The sequence below is a fragment of the Pseudomonas viridiflava genome (assembly GCF_900184295.1).
Taxonomy (GTDB): Bacteria; Pseudomonadota; Gammaproteobacteria; order Pseudomonadales; family Pseudomonadaceae; genus Aquipseudomonas; species Aquipseudomonas viridiflava.
In genome coordinates this window covers 4,024,576-4,047,906 of record NZ_LT855380.1, presented here as the reverse complement: position 1 = coordinate 4,047,906, position 23,331 = coordinate 4,024,576, and the positions used below count along the sequence as shown (strand labels likewise).

At 63.8% G+C, this 23,331-nt stretch carries 4 protein-coding genes; all 4 read left to right on the top strand.

Annotation, left to right across the window (positions count from 1 at the left end; translation table 11 throughout):
* Window positions 1-111 precede the first annotated feature (111 nt).
* From CFBP1590_RS18125 to CFBP1590_RS18110, 4 genes are read left to right on the top strand one after another with little or no spacing between them, the layout of a single operon-like run.
* A complete protein-coding gene (locus CFBP1590_RS18125) occupies window positions 112-9,822 on the top strand; it encodes a non-ribosomal peptide synthetase (protein ID WP_088235666.1) in 9,711 nt (3,236 codons plus the stop codon).
* Window positions 9,819-13,931 carry a non-ribosomal peptide synthetase gene (locus tag CFBP1590_RS18120; protein WP_088235665.1) on the top strand — a complete coding sequence of 1,371 codons (4,113 nt, stop codon included), beginning with the start codon at window positions 9,819-9,821 and terminating at the stop codon, window positions 13,929-13,931. Before CFBP1590_RS18125 ends, CFBP1590_RS18120 begins: the two co-directional genes overlap by 4 nt.
* Complete coding sequence (locus tag CFBP1590_RS18115) at window positions 13,931-23,143, top strand: non-ribosomal peptide synthetase (RefSeq protein WP_088235664.1); 9,213 nt, start codon at window positions 13,931-13,933, stop codon at window positions 23,141-23,143. Before CFBP1590_RS18120 ends, CFBP1590_RS18115 begins: the two co-directional genes overlap by 1 nt.
* Complete coding sequence (locus tag CFBP1590_RS18110; protein ID WP_004882868.1) at window positions 23,130-23,318, top strand: MbtH family protein; 189 nt, start codon at window positions 23,130-23,132, stop codon at window positions 23,316-23,318. The genes CFBP1590_RS18115 and CFBP1590_RS18110 overlap by 14 nt, the downstream gene beginning before the upstream one ends.
* The last annotated feature ends 13 nt before the right edge of the window (window positions 23,319-23,331 follow it).

Sequence of the window (23,331 nt, the reverse complement as noted above, 5' to 3'; positions counted from 1 at the left end):
TCCGAACCTCTGAACCCATCCCGGCCTGCTCGTCGGGATCTGGCACCTGCCTGAGTGATCGGTGCACGGCTGCCTTCACATAAAAAATGTAGTCATGGACGGTGATTTCCGATGCTCGACAGATCTTCCTCGCGTGGGAAAAACCCTGCGCAGTTCGCTGCGTTGTCCGTACCAAACAGTTCCGGCGAGGAACAGTTGGCGGATGCACTGCAGTGGCTGGAATTGCCGCTGGACCGTCCTCGCCCGCGTGTGCACGATTTGCGCTACGACGTGCATGTGCTGGAGCTGGACGAGTCGCGGGTTCAGCTAGCTGCAGGGCTCGGTTCCGCTCATGGCTGCAGCCTGTTCACGGTCGTACTGGCTGCGTGGGCAGCAGTGCTGGCGCGGTTGTCTGGTCAGCATGAAATCACGCTCGGTACCCGCACGCCGGGTTGTGAGGCGATGCGGCTGCTGCGGGTGTCGTACACCAGCGCCATGACCTTCAACCAACTGCTCGATCACGTGCATGGCGAGCTCAATACGGCAGTCGAACCTCAGCCTGCGCGCGCCGGAGATCCAGCCGTTCAGGTGCTGTGTGTCGGTGATCATCACCAGGGTTTGCCTGCCGGTTTCGACCTTGCCTTGAGCCTTGTCGGAACGGGCAGTCGCATCGACGGGCAGTTGCACTACGCAACGGCGCTGTTTGACGCGTCGACGGTCCAGCGTTTTGCCGGCTACCTGCGCCGCACATTGCAGCAGGTCGTCAAGCAGCCTGACCAACCCGTCCTTTCGATCGACATGATGGGCGACACTGAACGTCAGCAACTGCTCCATGACTGGAACTCGGCGCAGCAGCCGTTCGACGAGAATGGTTATGTGCATGAATTGTTCGAAACACAGGTGCGTCTTCAACCTGACGCCGTTGCGGTGCGGTTCGGACAGCTGGCGCTGAGTTACGAACAGCTGAACCTTCAGGCCAACCGTCTGGCGCATTACTTGCGCAGCCTCGGTGTCGGCCCGGACGTTCGGGTCGGTATCTGTGTGGAGCGTTCGCCGGACATGTTGGTCGGTGTGCTGGCGGTGCTCAAGGCAGGCGGCGCCTATGTGCCGCTCGATCCCGGTTATCCGCAGGCCCGGCTGGCCCACATGCTGGCTGACAGCGCGCCATGTGTAGTGCTCACACAGAGGTCGGCAGATGCGGCCTTGCAGCGGGCGCTTGAAGGTTGCGCGGTGCTGCCAGCGTTGCTGGATATGGCTGAAACCGCGCCATGGGCCGCGCAGCCTGTAGACAACCCTGATCCTCGTGCGGTCGGCCTCACCGCTCGCCATCTGGCGTATGTGATCTACACCTCCGGGTCCACCGGCACGCCCAAGGGCGTCATGGTCGAGCACCGCGGGCTGCGTGCAGTGAGTGCTGCGTGGGGCCATCTTTATGACCTGCGTGCGCCGCTCAACCATCTGCAAATGGCGGGGTTTTCCTTCGACGTTTTCAGCGCCGACCTGATCCGGTCGCTGGGCTTCGGCGGCACCCTGGTGCTGTGCCCGCGCGAAACCCTGATGGACCCGCCCGCGCTCTATCGCCTGCTCAGTGAGGCCCGTATCGGTTTCGCCGATTTCGTACCGGCCGTGCTCAACCCGCTGCTGGCCTGGATCGAAAACAATGGTCATGACCTGTCGTTCATGCGCACGGTGGTCTGCGGCTCGGATATCTGGACGGCTCACAGCGCCCGGCAATTGCGCAGGCTGTGTGGCGATCAGGTGCAGATCGTTCAGGCCTATGGCGTCACTGAAGCCAGCATCGACAGCAGCTGTTTCGAGTTCGACGCCTACAGCTCGCTCGAAGGCGTCCTGCCCATCGGCCGAGCGTTGGCCAACACCCGGATCTATCTGCTGGACACGCTCGGGGCGCCGGTGCCAACGGGTGTCACCGGCGAATTGCATATTGGTGGCGCAGGCGTTGCGAGAGGTTATCTGAACCTGCCGCAAATGACTGCCGAGCGCTTCATCGAAAGCCCGTTCGTGGCGGGCGAGCGTCTGTATCGCAGCGGCGACCTGGCTCGTTATGGCGCCGATGGAAACATCGAGTTCATTGGCCGCAACGACACTCAGACCAAACTGCGTGGCTTGCGCCTGGAGTTGGGTGAAATCGAAGCGCGGCTGGCGCAGGTGCCGGGGATACGAGACAGCCTGGTGCTTGTGCGCGAGGACGAACGGGGCATCAAGGCGCTGGTGGCCTGGTTTTGCGCCGACGACGGCACGGTCCTGACGCCGCGCACGCTCCGTGAACAGTTGCAGATTCATCTGCCCGATTACATGGTGCCCGCCGCGTTCGTACGCCTGGCTGCCTTGCCGCTGACCCCCAACGGAAAAATCGACCGCACGGCGTTGCCCGCGCCGGATGCAGACGCCTTTGATCAACGTGACTTTCAGCCTGCCCAAGGGCCGCTGGAAACCGCGCTCGCAGTCATCTGGAGCGACGTGCTGGCGGTTGAACGCGTCGGCCGTGACGATCACTTCTTCGCCCTCGGCGGTCACTCGTTGCTGGTCATGCGGGTGCTGGCTCAGGTCCGGCAGCACCTGGGTCTGGAGGCATCACCCGCTGCGCTGTTTGCGGCACCGGTGCTGCATCAGTTTGCCGAACGTCTGGGCGCCCTGCAGAGCGCGGCGCGTCCGGCGATAACGGTCGTCGATCGAAGCGACACGCAAACGTTGTCGTCCGCCCAGCAGCGTCTGTGGTTTCTGGCACAGATGGAAGGCGGCAACGCGGCCTATCACATGCCGCTGAACCTGCGTCTGCGTGGCACCTTGCACGTCGCGGCGCTGGAACGCAGCTTCAATCGACTGGTGGCGCGCCATGAAGCGTTGCGCACCACGTTCGTGGCGGTTGAAGGCGAAGGGCGGCAGCGAGTCGAGGCGCCGGACTCAGGCATGCCGCTGCCGTTGATCGATCTGCGCAGTCACGCTGACGCCGAGGCGCGGCTTGTCCAATTGATGGACGAGGAGGGTGCCAAGCCGTTCGACCTGACGCGTGGGCCGTTGATGCGCGTCAGCCTGATCAGGCTGGCAGACGACGATCACGCCCTGTTGCTGACCCAGCACCACATCGTCTCGGATGGCTGGTCGGTGGGCGTGCTCACCCGCGACCTCGCGCTGCTTTACGAAGCGGCTTTGCAGGATCGCGACGCAGATTTACCACTGCTACCTGTGCAATACGTCGATTACGCCGCATGGCAAAGGCAGTGGCTGGCCAGTGACACCATTGAAGCGCAGCGGGCCTACTGGCGCGAAACGCTCACCGGCGCCCCCGTACTGCTGGAGCTGCCGACCGATCACAAACGCCCGGCAGTCCAGGATTATCGTGGCGGGTTCGTACCGCTGACCTTCGACCGAGCGCTGACGGACCGGCTCAAGGCGTTGGGCAGGCAGCAGGGCACCACGTTGTTCATGACATTGCTTGCGGCCTGGTCGCTGGTGCTGATGCGCCTGTCCGGGCAGCGCGATGTGGTGATCGGCGTGCCTTCGGCGAACCGCAGTCAGCAGGAACTGGATGGCCTGATCGGCTTCTTCGTCAACACCCTCGCGCTGCGCATGACTCAGCCGGAAAACGCTCCAGCGGCGCAATCGGTGGCGGGCTGGCTGCAACAGGCACGTCGCGTCGCCCTGGATGCGCAGGAACATCAGGAGCTGCCGTTCGATCATGTGGTGGAACTGCTCAACCCGCCGCGCAGCCTGGCGCACGGTCCGCTGTTTCAGGTGTTGTTCGCCTGGGAGCAGGATCAGGATTCGGACCTGATCCTGCCAGGTCTGGACATCAGCCCGATCCACGCCCATCAACAGGTGGCCAAGTTCGACCTGCAACTGGCGCTCAGCGAACAGGATGGACAGATCGTCGGCGGCCTCGAGTATGCGTCGGGACTGTTCGAGCCCGAGACGGTGGCGCAGTTCGGGGAATACCTGCGCCGCGTGTTGACGCAGATGGCCGATGACAGCGAGCAGTCGTTGTCGACCCTCGATCTGCTCGGCCCACAACAGCGGCGGCAGATGATCGATGACTGGAACCGCACCGAACGTGACTTCCCGGCCGCCGACTGTGTGCAGCGCTTCGAAGCGATGGCTCGGCGTACACCCGACGCCGAGGCGCTGCGTACCGAGGGGCAGACGCTGACCTACGCCGAATTGAATCGCGCCGCCAACCGCCTGGCCCATTACCTGATCGACAAAGGCGTGGGTCCTGAACAGCGCGTCGGTTTGTGTCTGGAGCGTTCGCCACAGATGGTCATTGGTTTGCTGGCGATTCTCAAGACAGGCGCCGCTTACGTGCCGTTCGACCCGGCCTATCCGCCTGAGCGTCTGTCCTTCATGTTCAGCGACGCAAGCCCGAGCCTGCTGCTCACGCAGTCTTCGCTTGTCGACGCGCTGCCACTGCCCGACAGCCATCTGCCGGTCTGCTGCCTGGACGTCGACACGCAAGACTGGGCGCAGCGTTCGGACACGGATCCGCTGGTCAGCGTCAGCCCGGACAATCTGGCATACGTGCTCTACACCTCGGGTTCGACCGGGCGGCCCAAGGGCGTGGCGCACAGCCGGCGCGCGCTGGACAACCTGATTGCCTGGCAGCTTGACGACGCACACACGCCGCGCCGGGTACTGCAATTCGCCTCGCTGAATTTCGACGTCTCGTTTCAGGAAATCTGCAGCACGCTGTGCCAGGGTGGCAGCCTGTTGTTGATGAGCGAAGCCAGCCGCAAGGACCTGGCGTCGCTGCGCTCGACACTGGTTGCAGAGGGCGTGCAACGAGCGTTCCTGCCGTTCGCCGTGTTGCAGCAACTGGCGGGCCTGACCGAGGCCGATGCGCCGATGCCGGAGGGTGGTTGCGAAATCATCACCGCAGGCGAGGCGTTGCAGGTCAACGATGAACTGCGCGCCTTTGTTCGTGGGCTCGGCGGTACACGGCTGCACAACCAGTACGGCCCGACCGAGACCCATGTGGTCAGCCAGTTCAGCCTGGTGTGCAGCGATGCCGCACACTGGCCGGACGCGCCGCCCATCGGGCGTCCCATCGCCAACACTCGGCTCTACGTGCTGGACCGCGACCTGAATCCGCAGCCGGTCGGCGTGGCGGGAGAGTTGTACATCGCCGGTGCCTGTCTGGCGCGTGGTTACCTGAACCGGCCGGACCTGACCGCCGAACGTTTTCTACCCGATCCTTTCAGCCCGCAACCCGGTGCGCGCATGTACCGCAGTGGTGATCTGGCGCGCTTCCAGACTGACGGCAACGTGCAGTATCTGGGACGCATCGATCAGCAGGTGAAGCTGCGCGGGTTCCGCATCGAGTTGGGCGAGATCGACAGCCTGCTGCACCAGCAACCCGGTGTGCAGGAAGCGGCCGTGCTGTTGCGCGAAGATGTCCCGGACGACAAGCGTCTGGTGGCTTATGTGGTCGGCAGCGCTGCCCCTGAAGCCCTGCGCAGCGCGCTGCAGCGTCACTTGCCGGAACACATGATTCCGACGGCCTGGGTCTCGCTGGCGCAACTGCCGCTGACCCGCAATGGCAAGCTGGACCGCCAGGCCTTGCCTGCGCCCGAGCGTCAGTCCGCAGCCTGCTACGAGGCACCGCGCAACGAGATCGAGCAACAGATGGCGCTGATCTGGGCCGAAGTGCTCAAGTGCGAGCGTGTAGGCATTCACGACAACTTCTTTGAGCTGGGCGGGCATTCGCTGCTGGCCACCCGGATGATCTACGCGATCAATCAGCGGATGGGCGCGCAGTTGTCCCTGAGCAGTCTGTTCAAGACCCCGGTTCTGATGGATCTGGCCGCGCAGGTACAGATCACCCGCGAAGATGACTGCCAGCCACCAGCGGCCCCGCTGCGCATCGAGCCGGATCGTGCTGCGCGTTATGAGCCTTTTCCACTCACCGATATTCAGCAGGCGTACTGGTTTGGCCGCGAAGCCTCGGTCAGCCTCGGCGGCGTCAGCGCCCACGGCTACGAAGAACTGCGCATTCCAGACCTCGACGCAGCGCGCTTCGAGCAGGCGCTCAATCGCATGATCCAGCGTCACGACATGCTGCGCGTGGTATTTCTCAGCGACGGCACGCAGCAGGTGCTGGAAACCGTACCGACCTATCACATGCCGCGCAGTGACTTGCGCGGGCTATCCGCAGACGCTGCGCTACAGACCTTGCAAGTGACCCGCGAGCGCCAGTCGCATCAGGTGCTGGACGCCAGCCGTTGGCCGTTGTTCGAATTCAGTCTGTCGCTGCTCGATGACGGTATCAGCCATCTGCATATCAGCCTCGATGCGTTGATCGTCGATGCCGCGAGCACGCAGATTCTGGCGCGTGAGTTGATGGCGTTCTATGCCGATCCGAATCAGGTGCTGCCGGAGCCGGGCCTGACGTTCCGCGACTACGTCCTGGCTGAGCACGCACTGCGCAACGAAAGCCGCTACGCGCAGGCACTCGATTACTGGCGTGAACGGGTGGCTACGCTGGCGCCTGCGCCGGACCTGCCGCTGGTGTGTCAGCCGGACAGCATTGCCCGGCCGCACTTCACCCGTCGTGACCGCGAGCTGTCGGCTGGGCAATGGTCGCAACTCAAGGCCGTTGCCAAACAGTTTGCCGTGACCCCGTCGGTAATGCTCCTGACCGCGTTCAGCGAAGTGCTTGCGTTGTGGAGTCGCCAGCCGCGCTTCACCCTGAGCCTGCCGTTGTTCAACCGCATGCCGCTGCACCCCGACGTGGATGCGATCATCGGTGACTTCACCTCGCTGGTGTTGCTGGAAGTCAGCATCGACGGCAACGCGAGTTTTACCGACAAGGCCCGCTCGGTGCAGGCGCGATTGTGGCAGGACATCGATCATTCGGCAGTCAGCGGCGTGCGCGTGTTGCGTGAGCTGTCCCAGGCCCGTGGCGTGCAGCAGACCGCGATGCCCATTGTGTTCAACAGCACGCTCTCGGAAGCTGCGCCGGAACTGGCCGAGTTCAACCTGGCCGATGCGTTGAACGCCCGGCACATGCACAGCATTACCCAGACCCCACAGGTGTGGCTCGACCACACGTTGCTGGAGCTGGAAGGGCGTTTGTTGTTCAACTGGGACAGCATCGACGAGCTGTTTCCCGACGGCCTGATCGAGCAGATGTTCGTGGCCTACAACGCACTGCTCGATGCACTGCTCGAACCTTCTGCATGGAACGCCAGCACGCCGCAACTGCTGCCGGTGGCTCGCCTGCCCGCGCCAGTCGATCTCCCGGTCGAATCGCCTCTGATGCACGAACTGTTTGACCGGCAGGCGCTGGCGACACCCGATGCGCTGGCGGTGATCGGGGTGCAGCGGCAGTTGAGCTACCGGCAATTGCGTGCAGAAGCCCAGGCGCTGGGCGCGCGGTTGCAAGGTCTGGGCGTGGTGCCCAATCAACTGGTCGCCGTGGTCATGGAGCGCGGCTGGGAACAAGTGGTCGCGACGCTGGCGATTCACTATGCAGGCGGTGCCTACCTGCCCATCGACCCGACGCTGCCCGCCGAACGTCTTCGACACATTCTGGAGCGTGCCGAGGCGAGTCTGGCCTTGACCCAGCCTGCCTTGGTGACACGCATCGAATGGCCGTCGCAGATCAAGGTGCTGACCGTGACCGATGCGGTTCCGGCAGAACAGACCCCGTTGCAGCCAGTCAGTCGCGCAGCCACCGATCTGGCTTACGTGATCTACACCTCGGGCTCCACCGGCATGCCCAAGGGTGTCGTCATCGACCACCGCGGCGCGGTCAACACACTGCTCGACATCAATCGCCGCTATGCCGTCGGCCCGGCGGATCGGGTGCTGGCGATCTCGTCGCTGAGCTTCGATCTGTCGGTTTATGACTTCTTCGGCACGCTGGCCGCTGGTGCAGCGGTGGTGCTGCTCGATCCGCAACAGGCGCTCGATCCGGCGCACTGGATGACGCTGATTCGCGAGCATCGCATCAGCCTGTGGAACTCGGTGCCCGCGTTGTTCGGCATGCTGCTGGAATACGTGGAGAGCGAGCGCGGTGAACTGCCGGCGAGCCTGCGTGTGGCGATGCTGTCCGGCGACTGGATTCCCCTGACGCTGCCCGAACGCGCCTGGGCGCTGCAGCCAGGTTTGAGTCTGAACAGCCTGGGCGGTGCAACCGAGGCCTCCATCTGGTCAATTCACTATCCGGTGCAACAGGTCGAACCGCAGTGGCGCAGCATCCCCTATGGCAAGGCGCTGGATCATCAACGCTTTTACGTGCTCGACGAGGCGTTGCAGCTTCGGCCGACCTGGGTCACCGGGCAGCTGTATATCGGCGGCATCGGTCTGGCCAAAGGCTACTGGCGTGATGAGGTGTTGAGCGCAGGCAGCTTCTTCGCCCATCCATTGACCGGCGAGCGCCTGTACCGGACCGGTGATCTTGGACGTCTGCTGCCCGACGGCAACATCGAGTTTCTGGGCCGTGAAGACACGCAGGTCAAGGTTCAGGGCTATCGCATCGAGCTGGGCGAAATCGAAGCCGTGCTCAATCGACACCCCGGCGTACAGAGCGCCGTGGTGAGAATTCTCGGTGACACGCTGGGCGAAAAACGCCTTGCCGGTTATGTGCTCAAGGACGATCCGGCATTGCAGGTCGGCGACTTCACCCAGTACCTGGCCGACAAGTTGCCAGCCTACATGGTGCCGTCGTCGTTCACCTTCGTGCAGGAATGGCCGCTGTCGTCCAATGGCAAGGTCGATAAAAAGCGCCTGCCGGAACCCGAGGAAGCACCACTGTCAGGTCCGGTTCTAGAGGTTGAGGGTGCGCAGGAAGAACGTCTGGTCGCCATCGTGCAGGACGTGCTCAAACGCTCGGCGATCAGCGCCGATGCCAACCTGCTGAGCCTGGGCGCGACCTCCATCGACATCGTCCGAATCAGCAACGCGCTGTCCGGCGAACTGCACTTCCGTCCCAATGTCGCGCAATTGCTCGCGCAGCCCACGCTGCTGAATCTGCTCGCCCTGTATCGGCAGAGCGGGTCGCAGAGCACTGCGGCGAGCCACGCTGGGGAGCGAGTGGCCCAGCCTGAGCAAACAGTCGAGAAGGTCATCGAAGACCCCGATCAACGAGCGCGTTTCAAGGCCGACCAGCGCGGCCGTCGCGCCTTCGACCGGGATCTGCCGGAAGTGCGGCTGCAACGGCCCGACGACAGCTTCTACACGCAGCGTTTCAGTGATTACCGCTCGGTGCGTCAGTACGCGACGCAGCCGGTCGAGGTCGCGGCCTTTGCCGAGTTGCTGGCCAGTCTGGCGCAGGGGCAACTGGACGCTCAGGTCAAATACCAGTTCCCGTCCGCAGGCGGTTTGTACCCGATTCAGGCCTACCTTTACATCAAGCCGCAAAGGGTCAACGGCGTGCCCGGTGGCGCGTATTACTACGACCCTGTGCAGCATCGCTTGCTGGCGCTGGGCAGCGGTGTGCTGGACCCGGACACCTACGACTACTTCGTGAACCGGCCGGTGTATGAAAACGCCGCGTTCTCGCTGTTCTTCATCGCCGACATGGCCGCCATCGAGCCGTTGTACGGCGAGCGCAGCCGTGACTTCTGCCACATCGAAACCGGTGCGATGGCGCAGTTGCTGACCATGACGGCAGCCGACTACGGCCTCGGGCTGTGTGGCATGGGGTCGCTTGAGGAACACCAATTGCCTGCGTTGTTCGATCTGGGCGCGAGCCATCGGCTGATCTATTCGATGGTCGGCGGCGTGCGGGCTGTGGGTGAGCAGCGCAGGGATCACATCGAGGCGTTTGTGTCCGATCCACACGCTGAACTGCCCGACGACTACGACATGGAAGAGGTTGAAATATGAACGCCCGTCAATTGCTGGAACTGTTCGACCGCCATGCCGTTGCGCTCGAAGTGGATGGCGACAAACTGCGCTGCAAGGCGCCGCGTGGTTTTCTCACGGACGAAATGCTCCAGGCACTCAAGCTTCACAAGCTGGAGCTGATCGCCCGGCTGAACGGGGCCGATCCGGCCGCGATTCCCCGACGCAGCGATGGGCAGGCCGACGTGCCCCTGTCGTTCTCCCAACGCCAGCTGTGGTTCCTCGACCAGCTTGAACCGGGCAGTGCGTTCTACAACGTGCCGACGGCCGTCACTCTGAAAGGGCCGCTTGATGTGACGGTGCTGGAAAGCGCGCTGAACGGGCTGGTCGCACGCCATGAAATATTGCGCACCACGTTTCGCAGCATTGACGGCGAGCCGCGTCAGGTGGTGCACGCGGCCATGCCGCTGATGCTGTCCGTGACCGATCTGCGGAGTGCCGCAGATGCCGAGCGGGAGACGATCATCAGGGCGGCCGTCGAGCACGACGCCAAATCGCCGTTTGATCTTGCTCACGGCCCGTTGTTTCGCGCTTCGCTGCTGCGCCTGGCGGACGACGAATACCTGTGGTTGTACTGCGTGCATCACATCATTGCCGATGGCTGGTCCATGGGGGTCGTGTTGCATGAAGTCGCCGCGCTGTACGGCAACTTTCTGCGAGGACAGCCCTCAAGCCTGCCACCGCTTGCGGTGCAATACGCCGATTACGCCTGCTGGCAACGGCACCGTCTTGGCGGCGGGGCGCTGGAACAACAGCTCGATTTCTGGCGGCGCACGTTGCACGACGCTCCGCCATTGCTGACCCTGCCCACCGACCGGCCACGGCCCAGAGTGCAGCGCTATGCCGGGGCGACCTTCAGTTCGTCGCTGGACGCTACGACCTTGCGCGCACTCACTTCGCTGGGCCGTGAGACCCGTGGCACGTTGTTCAATGTGCTCACGGCGGCGCTGTCGGTGCTGCTGTGGCGCTACAGCGGTCAGCAGGATCTGTGCATCGGCACGCCGTTCGCCAACCGGACTCGTCCCGAGGTCGAGCCGCTGATCGGGCATTTCGTCAACACGCTGGTGATTCGTCAGCGCCTGGACCCGCAGCAGACCTTTGCCGAATTGCTACGTGAGGTGCGCACGACGCTGCTGGACGTGCACACCCATCAGGACGTGCCGTTCGACCGGGTCGTCGAAGCGGTCAACCCGCAGCGCGATACGGCTTACTCGCCGCTGTTCCAGGTCATGCTGGTGCTGCAGAACACCCCCGGCGCTGCCGTGCAGTTGCCGGGCGTCGAGATGGCGCCGTACATCACCGGCAGCGCAACGGCCAAATTCGATCTGGCTTTCGAGTGGGTCGAGCGCGACGGCAGGCTGAACCTGCTGGTCGAATACAACACCGACCTGTTCGACGTCACCACCATCGAGCGCCTCAGTGCTCATTACCGGCATCTGCTGGAGCAGATCGCGCAGGATGCCAAGCAGCCGATTGCAGCCCTGCAATTGCTCACTGAAACAGAGCGCGAGCAGATGCTGATCGAATGGAACCGCTCGGCTCCGCTGGGGCAGGTTGCCGAGTGCGTACACAGCCTGGTCGAGGCTCAGGCCGCTGCGCATCCCGACGCCTGTGCCGTGGTTTTCGAAGATCAGTCGCTGAGTTACGCCGAGCTCAATACCCGGGCCAACCGGCTGGCGCACTACCTGCGTGAGCAGGGCGTCGGTCCTGACGTTCGCGTAGCGGTGTGCATCGAGCGTTCGCTGGAACTGCCGGTGGCCCTGCTGGCCGTGCTCAAGGCGGGCGGCGCCTACGTGCCGCTGGACCCCGATTACCCGGTCGGTCGCCTCGGTCACATGCTCAGCGACTGCCGTCCGGCCGTGCTGCTGACCCTGGGCAACGCCCGTGCGATTCTGCGGCAGGCGCAGCAGGATGCCGGTTGGGAAGCGCCGGTGTTCGACGTTCAGGCCGACGCCGGGCTCTGGGCCGGTTGCGCCACACAGAACATTGATCCGCGCAGTATCGGGCTGACCGCTGATCATCTCGCCTACGTGATCTACACCTCGGGCACCACCGGGCTGCCCAAGGGCGTCATGGTGGCGCATCGTGGCCTGAGCAATCTGCTGCTGTGGTGCCTGCAGGTCTGCGGCGAATCCGGCGCGATGCTGCACAAGATTCCGTTCGGCTTCGACGCCTCGGCCTGGGAAACCTTCTGGCCGCTGGCCACGGGCGGGCGATTGGTCATTGCGCGTCCCGGCGGGCATTTCGAACCGGGCTATCTGGCACAGGTCGTCCGTGAACAGCGGGTCACGGCCATGGTGTTCGTGCCCGCCATGCTGCAGCTGTTTCTGGACGTCGATGAAGTGACCGCGTGCGACTCGCTGACGGACGTGTTCAGCGGTGGCGGCGAACTGTCACCTGCGCTGGCCCGACGTTTTCAGGAGCGCTTGCCCAATGCCCGCCTGCACAACGTGTATGGCCCCACCGAAACCACAGTCATCAACAGCATCTGGACCCTGGAGCCCGGCGCCGAAGTGCCGGCCCGTCAGTTACCGATTGGGCGGCCCATCGCCAATAACCGCCTGCACGTGCTGGATGAGCGCGATGCGCCGGTGCCGGTCGGTGTCACCGGCCAGTTGCACATTGGCGGCGTAGGTGTTGCGCGGGGCTATCTCGGGCTGGATACGCTGACGGCCGAGCGCTTCATCGACAGCCCGTTCGTGGCCGGGGATCGGTTGTACCGCAGCGGCGATCTGGCGCGCTATCGGGCGGACGGTCAGGTGGAGTTTCTCGGCCGCAACGATTTTCAGGTCAAGTTGCGCGGCGTGCGCCTTGAGCTGAGCGAGATCGAAGCACGACTGGACATGTTCCCGACCCTGCGTGCCTGCGTGGTGCTGATGGTCGGTGATACGGCACAGAATCAACGGCTGGTAGCGTGCTATGTGGCTGACGAACCGCTGGACGAAGCCACACTGCACGCGCATCTGGCCGTGACCCTGTCCAGCGCGGTGCTGCCCAGCGCCTACTTGTGGCTGGAAAAACTGCCGTTGACCGCCAACGGCAAGGTGGACCGTGACGCGCTGGCAGCCCTGGCCGATCAGGATCTGGCCGCGCGTCAGGTCAACCTCGGCAGCCCTCGGGATCACATCGAGCTGGCGCTCTATCAGATCTGGAAGAGCCTGTTGCTGGCGCCGCAGATTGGCATTCGCGACAACTTTTTCAACGTCGGCGGCACCTCGATTGCGGCCATCAAAATGGCGTATCAGATCGGTCAGACCTTTGCCGTTGACGTGCCGGTGCGGGTGATCATGGCTCACCCGACCATCGAAGCCCTGGGCGGCTGGCTGCGCACTGGCGCCGACCTTGCCGCTGCGCAAGGCAACCTGATCGAGTTTCGCCGGGGCGAGGGGCGACGCAATGTCGTGTGCATCCACCCGGCGGGCGGAACGGCGTTCTGTTACTTGTCGCTGGCCAAGGTTCTGCCGGAGCACGTCGGAGTCTATGGCGTGCAGTCGCCGGGCCTTAATTCCGGAGAAAGCACCGAGCCGACTGTCGAAGCCATGGCCGAGGCCTACCTGCGCCTGATCGAACCGATGACCGACCGGCCGCTGATTCTCACCGGCTTGTCGTTCGGTGGGCTGGTGGCCTATGAAATGGCCCGACGCCTGACCGCAGCGGGGCATCGTCAGGTGACCGTGGTGCTGCTCGACACCCAGGGTTCGGACGATCCGGGTTTCCGGCAGCAGATCGGCACCGTGGACATGGCCGAGTTTCGCGACAAGCTGGTGCGCTTCAACGGCATGTATCCGGGCATCGAAGACGCGCAGGTCGAGCGCTATTTCCATCTCTACAACCATAACCGGCTCGCCATGGCGGCTTACGACTGCGCGCCGCACGCCGGCCGGATCGTGCTGATTCAGGCCCGCGAAGGCTTCAGTCGTCGGCAACTGCATGAACTGCGCGGCTTCTGGCGCCGCCGTGCAGGCGACGGCTATCTGGCCAGGCTGGTGCATGGCGGGCACTGGGACATGCTGGAAAGCGCTGAAGTGCATCGCGTCTCTGAGGTTCTGGGGCTCGAGCTGCAACGTTTCGATACGCAGGAGGCGAATTGATGGACATTTACAAGAGCGGTGCGCAAACCCCGGCGACCTTGCTGGGTCGTTTTGCCGGGCAGGTCCGCCGCCAGCCGCAGGCACTGGCGGTGATCGACCAGCAGACTCATCTGAGCTACGCACAACTGGCCAGCGCCAGTGAACGTATCGCTTGCGGGCTCAAGGCTCGCGGCGTAGAACCCGGCCAGTCCCTCGCGCTGTGCATGCCGCGCAGCTGGCAGTGGCTGGCAGCGATGCTGGGTGCCCTGAAGGTCGGCGCCGTGGTGGTGCCACTGGACGCGGCCAGCCCGCTTGCGCGTCGGGAACTGATGCTGGCTGATGCCGGGTGTGTCGGTCTGGTGACCCTGACGAATGATCTGGACTGGACGCCGTCGGTCTGGCAGGTGGGCGTCGAGGCGTTGCTGGATCATCCCGATCATCCCGTCCAGCTGCTCGCCGAATACTTTGCCGAGGTGATGTTCCTGTTCTACACCTCCGGCACCACAGGTGTGCCAAAAGCGGTCGAGGTCGGCGAGCGTGGTCTGCTGCGGCTTGCCGAGCCTGAGGGTTATATCGAGATTCGTGCGACTGACCGGTTCGCCTGCCTGTCCAATCCGGCATTCGATGCGTGCAGTTTCGAGGTCTGGGCACCGCTGCTCAATGGCGGCTGCTGCGTGATCATCGCTGACGACGACCTGCACGATGCGCGACGCCTCGCCGAGGTGCTCGAAACGCAGCGGGTCGACAACCTGTTCATGACGGTTTCGCTGTTCAACACCTTAAGCGCCGATTTTCCGGCCTGCTTCGCCAGCCTGCGTCAGGTGCTGATCGGCGGCGAACAGGTCAGCGCTGCTGCTGTGCGCGCCTGGTACCACGTCAATCCCGGCAGCCAGTGCCGGATCTTCAACGCGTATGGCCCTACCGAATGCACCACGTTCGCGTTGACGTACCCGATTGCCCGGAATTTTCAGGGCGATTCAGTGCCGATCGGCCGACCGTTGCCAGACACCGGACTGTGCGTTCTGGATGCCCAACAATGCGCGGTCAAGCAGGGCGAAGCAGGCGAGCTGTATCTGAGCGGCAGCGGCGTCGCGCGTGGCTACCGCAATCGCCCGCACGACACGGCGCACAGTTTCGTGCAGTTGCGCGACCCCGAAGGTACAGAACGGCGCTATTACCGAACCGGCGATCAGGTGCGGCTCAACAGCGAAGGGTTGATCGATTACCTGGGCCGCATGGATCGTCAGGTCAAGGTTCGCGGCTTTCGTATCGAGCCGGGCGAGGTCGAGCAGCGTCTGCTGGAGCACTCAGATGTTGCTCAGGCCTACGTCTGCACGCGCCGACACGCTGCTGAAGACCATCAGTTGCTGGCGTTCATTGTGCCGCGACACCCGTTGGACTATCGCGAGTTCGACACGCATCTGCGTACGCAACTCGCACCGTGGATGCGCCCGCATCAGCTGTTCGTGGTGCAGCGTTTGCCGCTGACCGCCAACGGCAAGATCGACCGCGATGCACTGCTGGCCCAGCAGTTGGCACCCTGGCGCGCGGCTGTCGAACAGCCGGGTCACGAAGCGCCTGTTGCGCAAGCGCAGTCAGCGGCGCTGGATTGGCTGCTGAGTCAGGCCCGCACCTTACTGTCGCAACCTGCGTTGTGCGCTCAGGACGACTGGCTGGGCAGTGGCGGCGATTCGCTGAAAGCCATGCGCCTGCGTTCGATGATTCGCACCCGTTGGCAGCGGGACATCACCATGAGCGCGCTGCTCAGCGAGCCGTTCGCAGCGCTCGCCGAGCGCTTGAATGCCGAGCAGAACATCGCTTCCGGTTATCCCGTAGCACCCGCCATCAGCAACGACCGGCGTCAGCCTGCAACTGCCGAACAGAGCCGACTGTGGTTGCTGCAACAGCGCACGCCGGACTCGACCGCCTACAACGTGCCGATCATCCTGAACCTGGCGAACGGGGTTCGGACTCAGGCGCTGGCCGATGCTGTGGATCGCCTCGTGGCCCGGCATTCGGCGTTGCGCATGGCGTTCGAGTCCGGTCCTGACGGGCTGTATCAGGTGGTGGCCGAGCACGGCACGCCATGCAAAGTCTTTGCGCCCGGGCATTTCACGCAGGACACTTGGCGCAGCTTTGCGACGCTGGTCTTCGACACGCCGTTCGATCTGTCGATGCCGACCCTGTTTCGGGCCTGGCTGCTGCCGTTTGCCGATGGCAGCTGTCGGCTGTTGATGAACCTGCATCACATCACCACCGATGGCTGGTCAATGAACCTGCTGTTCGATGATCTGACGCAACTGTACGAAGATGCGGCGCAGGGCCGAACCACAACCGATGCAATGCCGAACCTGACCACCCTGGAATTCGCCCAATGGCAGCGTCAGTGGCGCGTGGCCCCGCAATACCGCGATCAGCGTCGGGCGCTGGCTGAACTGCACCGTCGTCAGGACACGCCTTCATCAGCGCTTTTGCCGGTGCGTGCTGTCAGCCCGCAGGCCCGTCTGTATCGGCAGCCGCTGGGCGAGTTGCGCAGCGCCGCACTGGATCGCTTCTGCAGCCGCCAGCGCTTTACCCGGTTCGACGTGCTGTTCAGTGTCTACGCCTGGAGCCTGTATGCCCTGACCGGTTGCGAGCGGCCACGGATCGCCAGTCCGGTATCGAACCGGCCGCTGGCAGAGTTCGAGCACGCGCCGGGCATGTTCGCCAACACCGTGCTGATTCCGGCTGCGTTCAATCATGAGGTGATCTTGTGCGAGCAACTGCGCATTCAGACTGACCTCGTGCGCGAGGTGCTGGCGTTGCAGGATGTGGCTCTGGCCGATCTGGTTGAAGACCTGCGGCTGTCATCCGGTTCGGCCCTGTTCGATTTCATGTTCGTGCTGGAAAACACCGACTACGCCAGCCTCAACGACGGGCCGCTGCAGGCCACGCTGGAATTCAACGAAACGTTGCAGGCCAAGTGTCCGCTGACGTTGCTGGTGGTGCAGGGCGGATCGCAGCTTGAATGCTGGTGGGAGTACCAGAGCAGTCACTTCGATGCGGCACAGATCGACGCCATCAACATACTGTTCCAGCGTGGTCTGGACGCTCTGCTGGAGCGCCCGACCGCGACGCTGCATGACGTACTTGTACCGCATCGTTTCGGCCTGCCACCGGCCAGTGTCGGCGACCGCACCGAACCGCCATTCACGACCCTGGCCGACTGGTTCGAACATCAGGCGCTGTGCACACCGCAGTCCATCGCGCTGGTCGCTGACCAGCGCGATGTGAGTTACGCCGAGCTGAATACATTGGCCGATACCCTGGCTGCGCTTCTGGTCGAGCAGTACCCGGCGAATGATCAAACAAAAGAGCCACTGCAAGTGGTGCTGTATCTGGACGCCTCGGTCGAGCACATCGTCGCCTTGCTGGCTCTGGCCAAACTCAACCTGACTGCCGTACCACTCGACCCCGGCTATCCGCTGGCCGTTCAGCGCCAGGTGTTGCAACAGGCGCAGCCGCACTGCCTGCTGTTCAGCACCGCGACCGAAGCGGCACTGAATGAACTGGCTGTCGAGCGCTTCGTCTGCCATCGCGTTGACCTTGATGCTGCGCCGCGATCGTTGCAGCGCCCGCGACACAACGGCGAACGCCCGCTGTACACCCTGTTTACCTCGGGCTCCACCGGCACGCCAAAAGGTGTGCAGGTGCCGGACCTGACACTCTGCAACCTGCTGCAATGGCAGCGTACCCAGGGTCAGCTCCCTGCACGATCCGTTACCCTGCAATTTTCCATGCTGTCCTTCGACGTCTCGTTTCAGGAGATTTTCAGCACCCTGTGCGGTGGCGGAACCTATCACCTGATCAAACCGAGCTGGCGTCAGGATGCGCAGGCATTGCTGGATTATTTGCTCGAAGCCCGTATCGAGCGATTGTTCCTGCCCTGTGTGGCCTTGCAGCATCTGGCGCAAACCGCGGTCGGCCAGAAGGTGTACCCGCAGGCCTTGCGCGAGGTGATCACGGCGGGCGAGCAACTGCTCTGCACCGATGCACTGCGCGACTGGTTTGACGGCATGCCCCAGGCGCGCCTGTTCAATCATTACGGCCCGACCGAAACCCATGTGGTCAGCGCCTGGCGCCTGCCCGAGTCCGTTCGCGACTGGCCGTTGCGAGCACCCATCGGGCGAGCGGTGAGCAACGCGCTGTTGCTGCTGGTGGATGACTTCGATCGTCCCGTTCCTGCTGGCAATCGGGGTTATCTGCTGGTGACCGGACCGATGATTTCCCGCTGCTACCTCGCAGATCCTGCGCTGAATGCCACGCGCTTCGTCGAGCTGCCACGGCCCGATGGCAGCACGGCGTTGTTCTATCGCACGGGCGATCTGGCCTGCGCCGATGCCGAGGGGCGTTTGCACTATCTGGGGCGTGACGATCAACAGGTCAAAATCAGCGGTCAGCGTCTGGAACTGGGGCAGATTGAAGCGGCGCTGATGCAGCACCCTTCGGTGATCAATGCAGTCGTGATCTTTCAGGACGAGCCGCAGCGCCTCACGGCCTGTCTGCACCTGGACGGCACGCCGCTCGATCTTCAGGCGCTGGATCGTCAGGTGGCGCTGCACCTGCCCGCCCATGTGCGCATCAATGAATACCGCCAGCTCGACGTCTGGCCGCGCACGCCCAGTGGTAAGATTGATCGCAAGGCATTGACCGGGCTGGGCGTGGTGCTGGAACGCTCGTTTACTGCGGCACCTGCCTCGCAGCTCAGCCCGCTGGAGCAGCAGTTGACCGAGCTGTTCGTGGCGGTGATCGGACGTCCCATCGAGCCGGATCAGACGTTTTTCGAGGCCGGTGCGACCAGTCTCGGCCTGATGCGGCTGCATGCGCGCTATGCCCAGGCATTGCCGCAGGCCGTTTCGATGTCCGACCTGTTCGAACACGTCACCGTGCGGCGTCTGGCGCACCATCTGGGCAGTTCGTCATCAGCGCCGGTCACGCGCGAGCAGGGCGTCGATGCTGTCGATACCCGTGAACAACCCATGGCAATCATCGGCATGACCGTCAACGTGGCCGGTGCTAAGAATCTGGCCGAATTCTGGACGATGATTCAGGGCAATCAGGTGGGCATCGAGCAGTTTGCCGCCGTCGAGGGGCAGGTGGGCGCTCGCAGTCAGCTGGCGGGTCTGCTGGATTTCGACCCTGAGTATTTCGGCATCAGCCGTCAGGAAGCCCGTCTGATGGACCCGCAGCAGCGGCACTTGCTGATGGCCTGTGTGCAAGCGTTGCAGCACGCGGGGATGGTCCCGAAAACCGACGGTCCGCGCATCGGGCTGATCGCCAGTTGCGGCGAGACCACGTACTTCCAGCAGATGCTGCGCGAGAGCGCTGACGGCGATCTGCCTGACGGCTTTCAGATGGCGTTGCATCACGACAAGGATTTTCTGGCCACCAAGGTCGCTTATCACCTGGACCTCACCGGCCCGGCCATGAGTGTTCAGGCCGCGTGCGGCAGTTCGCTGATCGCGGTCCATCTGGCCGGTGCCCTGCTGCGTCAGGGTGACAGCGACTTGATGCTGGCCGCTGGCGTGCTGGTCGATCCGACGCTGACCGATGGCTATCGCCACCGTTCCCAGCACATCTTTTCCCGCGATGGACTGTGTCGGCCGTTCAGCGAGGACGCCAGCGGCACCATCGGCGCCAGTGGTTATGGCGTCGTGGTGCTCAAACCGCTGGCTCGCGCCAGGGCTGACGGCGACCGGATCTACGCAGTGGTCGAGGCCACGGCGCTGAACAACGACGGTCGCAGCAAGATGAGCTACACCGCGCCTTCTGTGGCGGGGCAGACGGCGGTCATCCGCGATGCCATGCGCAAGGCAGGCGTGGGCGGAACCGACATGGGCTACATCGAAGCCCACGGCACCGGCACCTTGCTGGGTGATCCGGTGGAAGTCGCGGCGTTGAGCAAGGCGTTTGGCCCTGCGCCGGCTGCCAGTTGTGCGCTGGCCTCGGTGAAAAGCCAGATCGGTCACCTGGGCGCAGCGGCAGGCGTGGTCGGGCTGATCCGTGCAGCGCTTGCGGTCTTTCACAGCGTGATCCCACCCAACCTCGGCTTTTCCCGGATCAACCCGCAGATCGACCTGGAACACTCGCCGTTCTACATCCCGACCACGTCGCGGCCATGGCCGGAAGGGCGCCGACGGCTGGCCGGGATCAGCAGTTTCGGCATTGGCGGCACCAACGTCCACGTCATTATCGGCGCCGCGCCACAGGCCGAAATCGTCCCGCAGGACGACGTGCCGTGTCTGCTGCTGTCGGCGCACAGCCGTTCGGCGCTGGAGCAGGACATGGCGGTCATCGAAACCTGGCTCAACACCTTTCCCGAACAGCGGACCGCCGTGCTGCGGCATGTGCAAACCGGGCGCCGCGCCTTGCGCTGGCGCTTCGCGATGATCTGTCCACCGAATGAAACGGTGTGCCTGCAGCCGTCGTTGATCAGGGACGTCGTGCCATCGGAGGCCCGCGTGACGGCCAGCGAGCTGTCGCCGCACGCTTTGCTGGACGCCTGGTATGGCGGGGCGACGATGGACTGGCCGACACGTTCAGCGCCACCGCCGTGGGACCTGCCGCCGTCGGCCTTCGATCTGCAGACCTATCGGTTTCAGGCATCGTCTGCTCTTGAAAAAGTTACTGAGCGACAGCCCGTGGCCGACTGGTTTTATCAACGGCAATGGCAGCGGGTGCGGCGCTTGAGTTCACGCCCGCCGGCTCAACCTCGGGAATTGCTGGTGGTGTGCAACCACGAGGCCCTCGACGAAACACTGCGCAGTTGCCTTAAAGATGTCTATCGGCGAGTGGTCGAAGTCACGGCGGGCAATGGCTTTCAGCGACTCGCCACCGACCGCTTTGTGCTGGATCCGCTGGACACCCCGGCGCTCACGCGCCTGCTCGACATTCTGGCCGGAGCGGACGGGGATCAGTCGGCACCGCTTGAGCTGGACTGGCTGCACGCCTTGCCGTTGTCGGTCACCGGCAGGGTCAATGAGCAAAGCCTGGCCGCTGCACAGTGGGCGTGTCTGGACACCGTCAGTGCGCTGTTGCAGGGCTGGGGCCAGACGCCTCGTACTCCCGCGCTGAGGTTGTGGCTGGTGTCATGGCAAGCCTGCCCGGTGTACGGCGAGGTTAAACGTCCCGAGCTGGCAGCCTTGGCCGGGATCACCGAAGTGGTGCCGCAGGAATACCCGGTGCGTTGCCACTGGCTGGACCTGAACAGCGCGCAACTGGCCGCTCGACCCGAAGCACTTGCCGCGCTGCTGGCGGATCCTGCTGCGGCACCGAGACGCATGGCCATCCGCGACCATTACCTGTGGCAACCGCATCTGCAGGCCAGCCCGGTCATGGCGTCAACCGTCGATCCCTGCCTGCTGCCGCCGGATGGCGTGTTTCTGGTGATCGGCGGCAGCGGTGGCATCGGCCGTACCTTGTGCGAGCACCTGTTACGAAACAATGGCCAGCGGCGGGTGGTGCTGCTGTCGCGTCACGGAGAGTGCCCTGAAGCGTTGCAGGCTTACCGCTCGCGCATCGATCCGGTTCAGGCCGATATCGCCGACCGGACGGTCTGGCCTCAGGTGCTAGAGCAACTCGAACGACGTTATGGCCACTTTGATGGGGTGATTCACGCTGCAGGCGTCGGTGCTGGCAGCCTGATTCGTCATCGCGACGCCAGAACGCTGTCTGAAGCCATGGCCGCCAAGACCCTCGGCATGCTGGCGGTCGAAGAGCTGATCCAGCAGATGACGCCGAAGTTCGTGCTGTATTGCTCCTCGATGGCTGCGCTGTTCGGCGGTGCCGGTCATCTGGACTACGCTGCCGCCAGCGGCACTCTGGACGGCTTCACCCATTACCACCCGAACGCCGCCAGCGATTGTGTAAGGCTCGGCATCAACTGGGACATCTGGCGTGACATCGGCATGGCCACGGGCGCTGGAGCAGGGGATGCCGTGCATCAGCGGCACATGGCGGTGGGCATGTCGGCGCAGGAGGGCTGTCAGGTGTTCGATATGGCGCTCAGCGCTCAACTGCCGCAACTGCTGATCTCGACGACGTCCATCGAGACGGCGCGACAGTTCTATCCGGTTCGACATGGCGCGGGATCGGTAGCGGCGCAACCTGTTGCTCAGGTATCTGCTTCGACGGCGCCGGGTAAAGAAGAGCAGGGCGCAGACCTTCGGACTCGTCTGCATGACTGCCTGTGCAAATGGCTCGGCGTGACAGAACTGGACGAGGACGACTCGCTTTATGAGCTGGGCGCCGATTCACTGACCTTGCTGGACCTGATCGACGAGCTGCAGGCGGCGACGGGTGTGGTGGTCGAGCTGTCCCGGTTCAGTCACAAGGTCAGCCTGCGCGAGGTGCTTGCACTGGTGCAGACCGACAGCCCCGACGCCATTGAAGCCGCCGAGGATGCCTGGGCTGACGCCGTCCGCATCGATGAGTGGAACCCGGGTGCAGGCCGCGACTGGCTGTACCTGATTCACCCGGTGGGCGGGGATGTTCAGGCGTATCGGGAACTGGTCTCGGCGCTGCATCCTGATCTGGGCGTGCGAGTGATCGCCGATCCGGCGTTGCGTTTGCCCGAACTGCCAGCCATCAGTCTGGTTGAGCGTGCACAGCGGTATGTGCGGGCGGTGCAGAATGGTCATCCTGACGGCACACACTGGCGTCTGGCTGGCTGGTCGTTCGGCGCCTGGGTTGCGCAGGCGATGTGCAGCCTTGCGCAGACTTCGGATTTGTCGCAGCCGACGCTGTACCTGATCGACCCACCCGCACCGGACGCCGGAGCCGAGCTGGCGCAGATCGACGAGCAGCACATTCGAGAGGTCTTCCAGCGCGAGTTTTCCGCGCGTCGGCCCGGCGACATGGCCTCTGAGGACACGCCGCGCTACCTGCAACGCCTGATCGTCTGCTGTCAAAACAACATGGCAAGCATGGCGGATCATCGTCCCGTGCAACTGCCTGCGACGGCGACGCGCCTGTTCATTGCCACGCAGCCCAATCCCTACGGCATGGGCAGCAAGTGGCAACCGTCAGCGCTCCAGACCGCGTGGCAGGCCCTGGTGCCGAACATGCTGAGCTGGCAGCCGCTGGACACCGACCACTACGGCATCGTCGCCAGCCCGTCGGTGCAGACCATCGCCAAGATCATCAATAACGACCTGATCGAGCACACGCACGGAGAGCGACATGAACGAACCTGACTCGCAGTTCGAAGTGGTCACCAATGATGAAGGCCAGTATTCCATCTGGCCAGCGGGCAAGCCGATGGCTGTTGGCTGGAGCAAGGCGGGCGTGTGTGGCGAGCGGCAAACCTGTCTGGACTACATCGCCGAGCACTGGACCGACATGCGTCCGCGCTCGCTGCGCGAAGGGTGACCGGTCGCATTGA

Excerpts from the sequence above, each read along its gene's own strand:
- CFBP1590_RS18115 (WP_088235664.1), top strand. The coding sequence starts at position 13,931 with ATGGACATTTACAAGAGCGGTGCGCAAACCCCGGCGACCTTGCTGGGT.
- CFBP1590_RS18120 (WP_088235665.1), top strand. The coding sequence starts at position 9,819 with ATGAACGCCCGTCAATTGCTGGAACTGTTCGACCGCCATGCCGTTGCG.
- CFBP1590_RS18125 (WP_088235666.1), top strand. The coding sequence starts at position 112 with ATGCTCGACAGATCTTCCTCGCGTGGGAAAAACCCTGCGCAGTTCGCT.
- CFBP1590_RS18110 (WP_004882868.1), top strand. The coding sequence starts at position 23,130 with ATGAACGAACCTGACTCGCAGTTCGAAGTGGTCACCAATGATGAAGGC.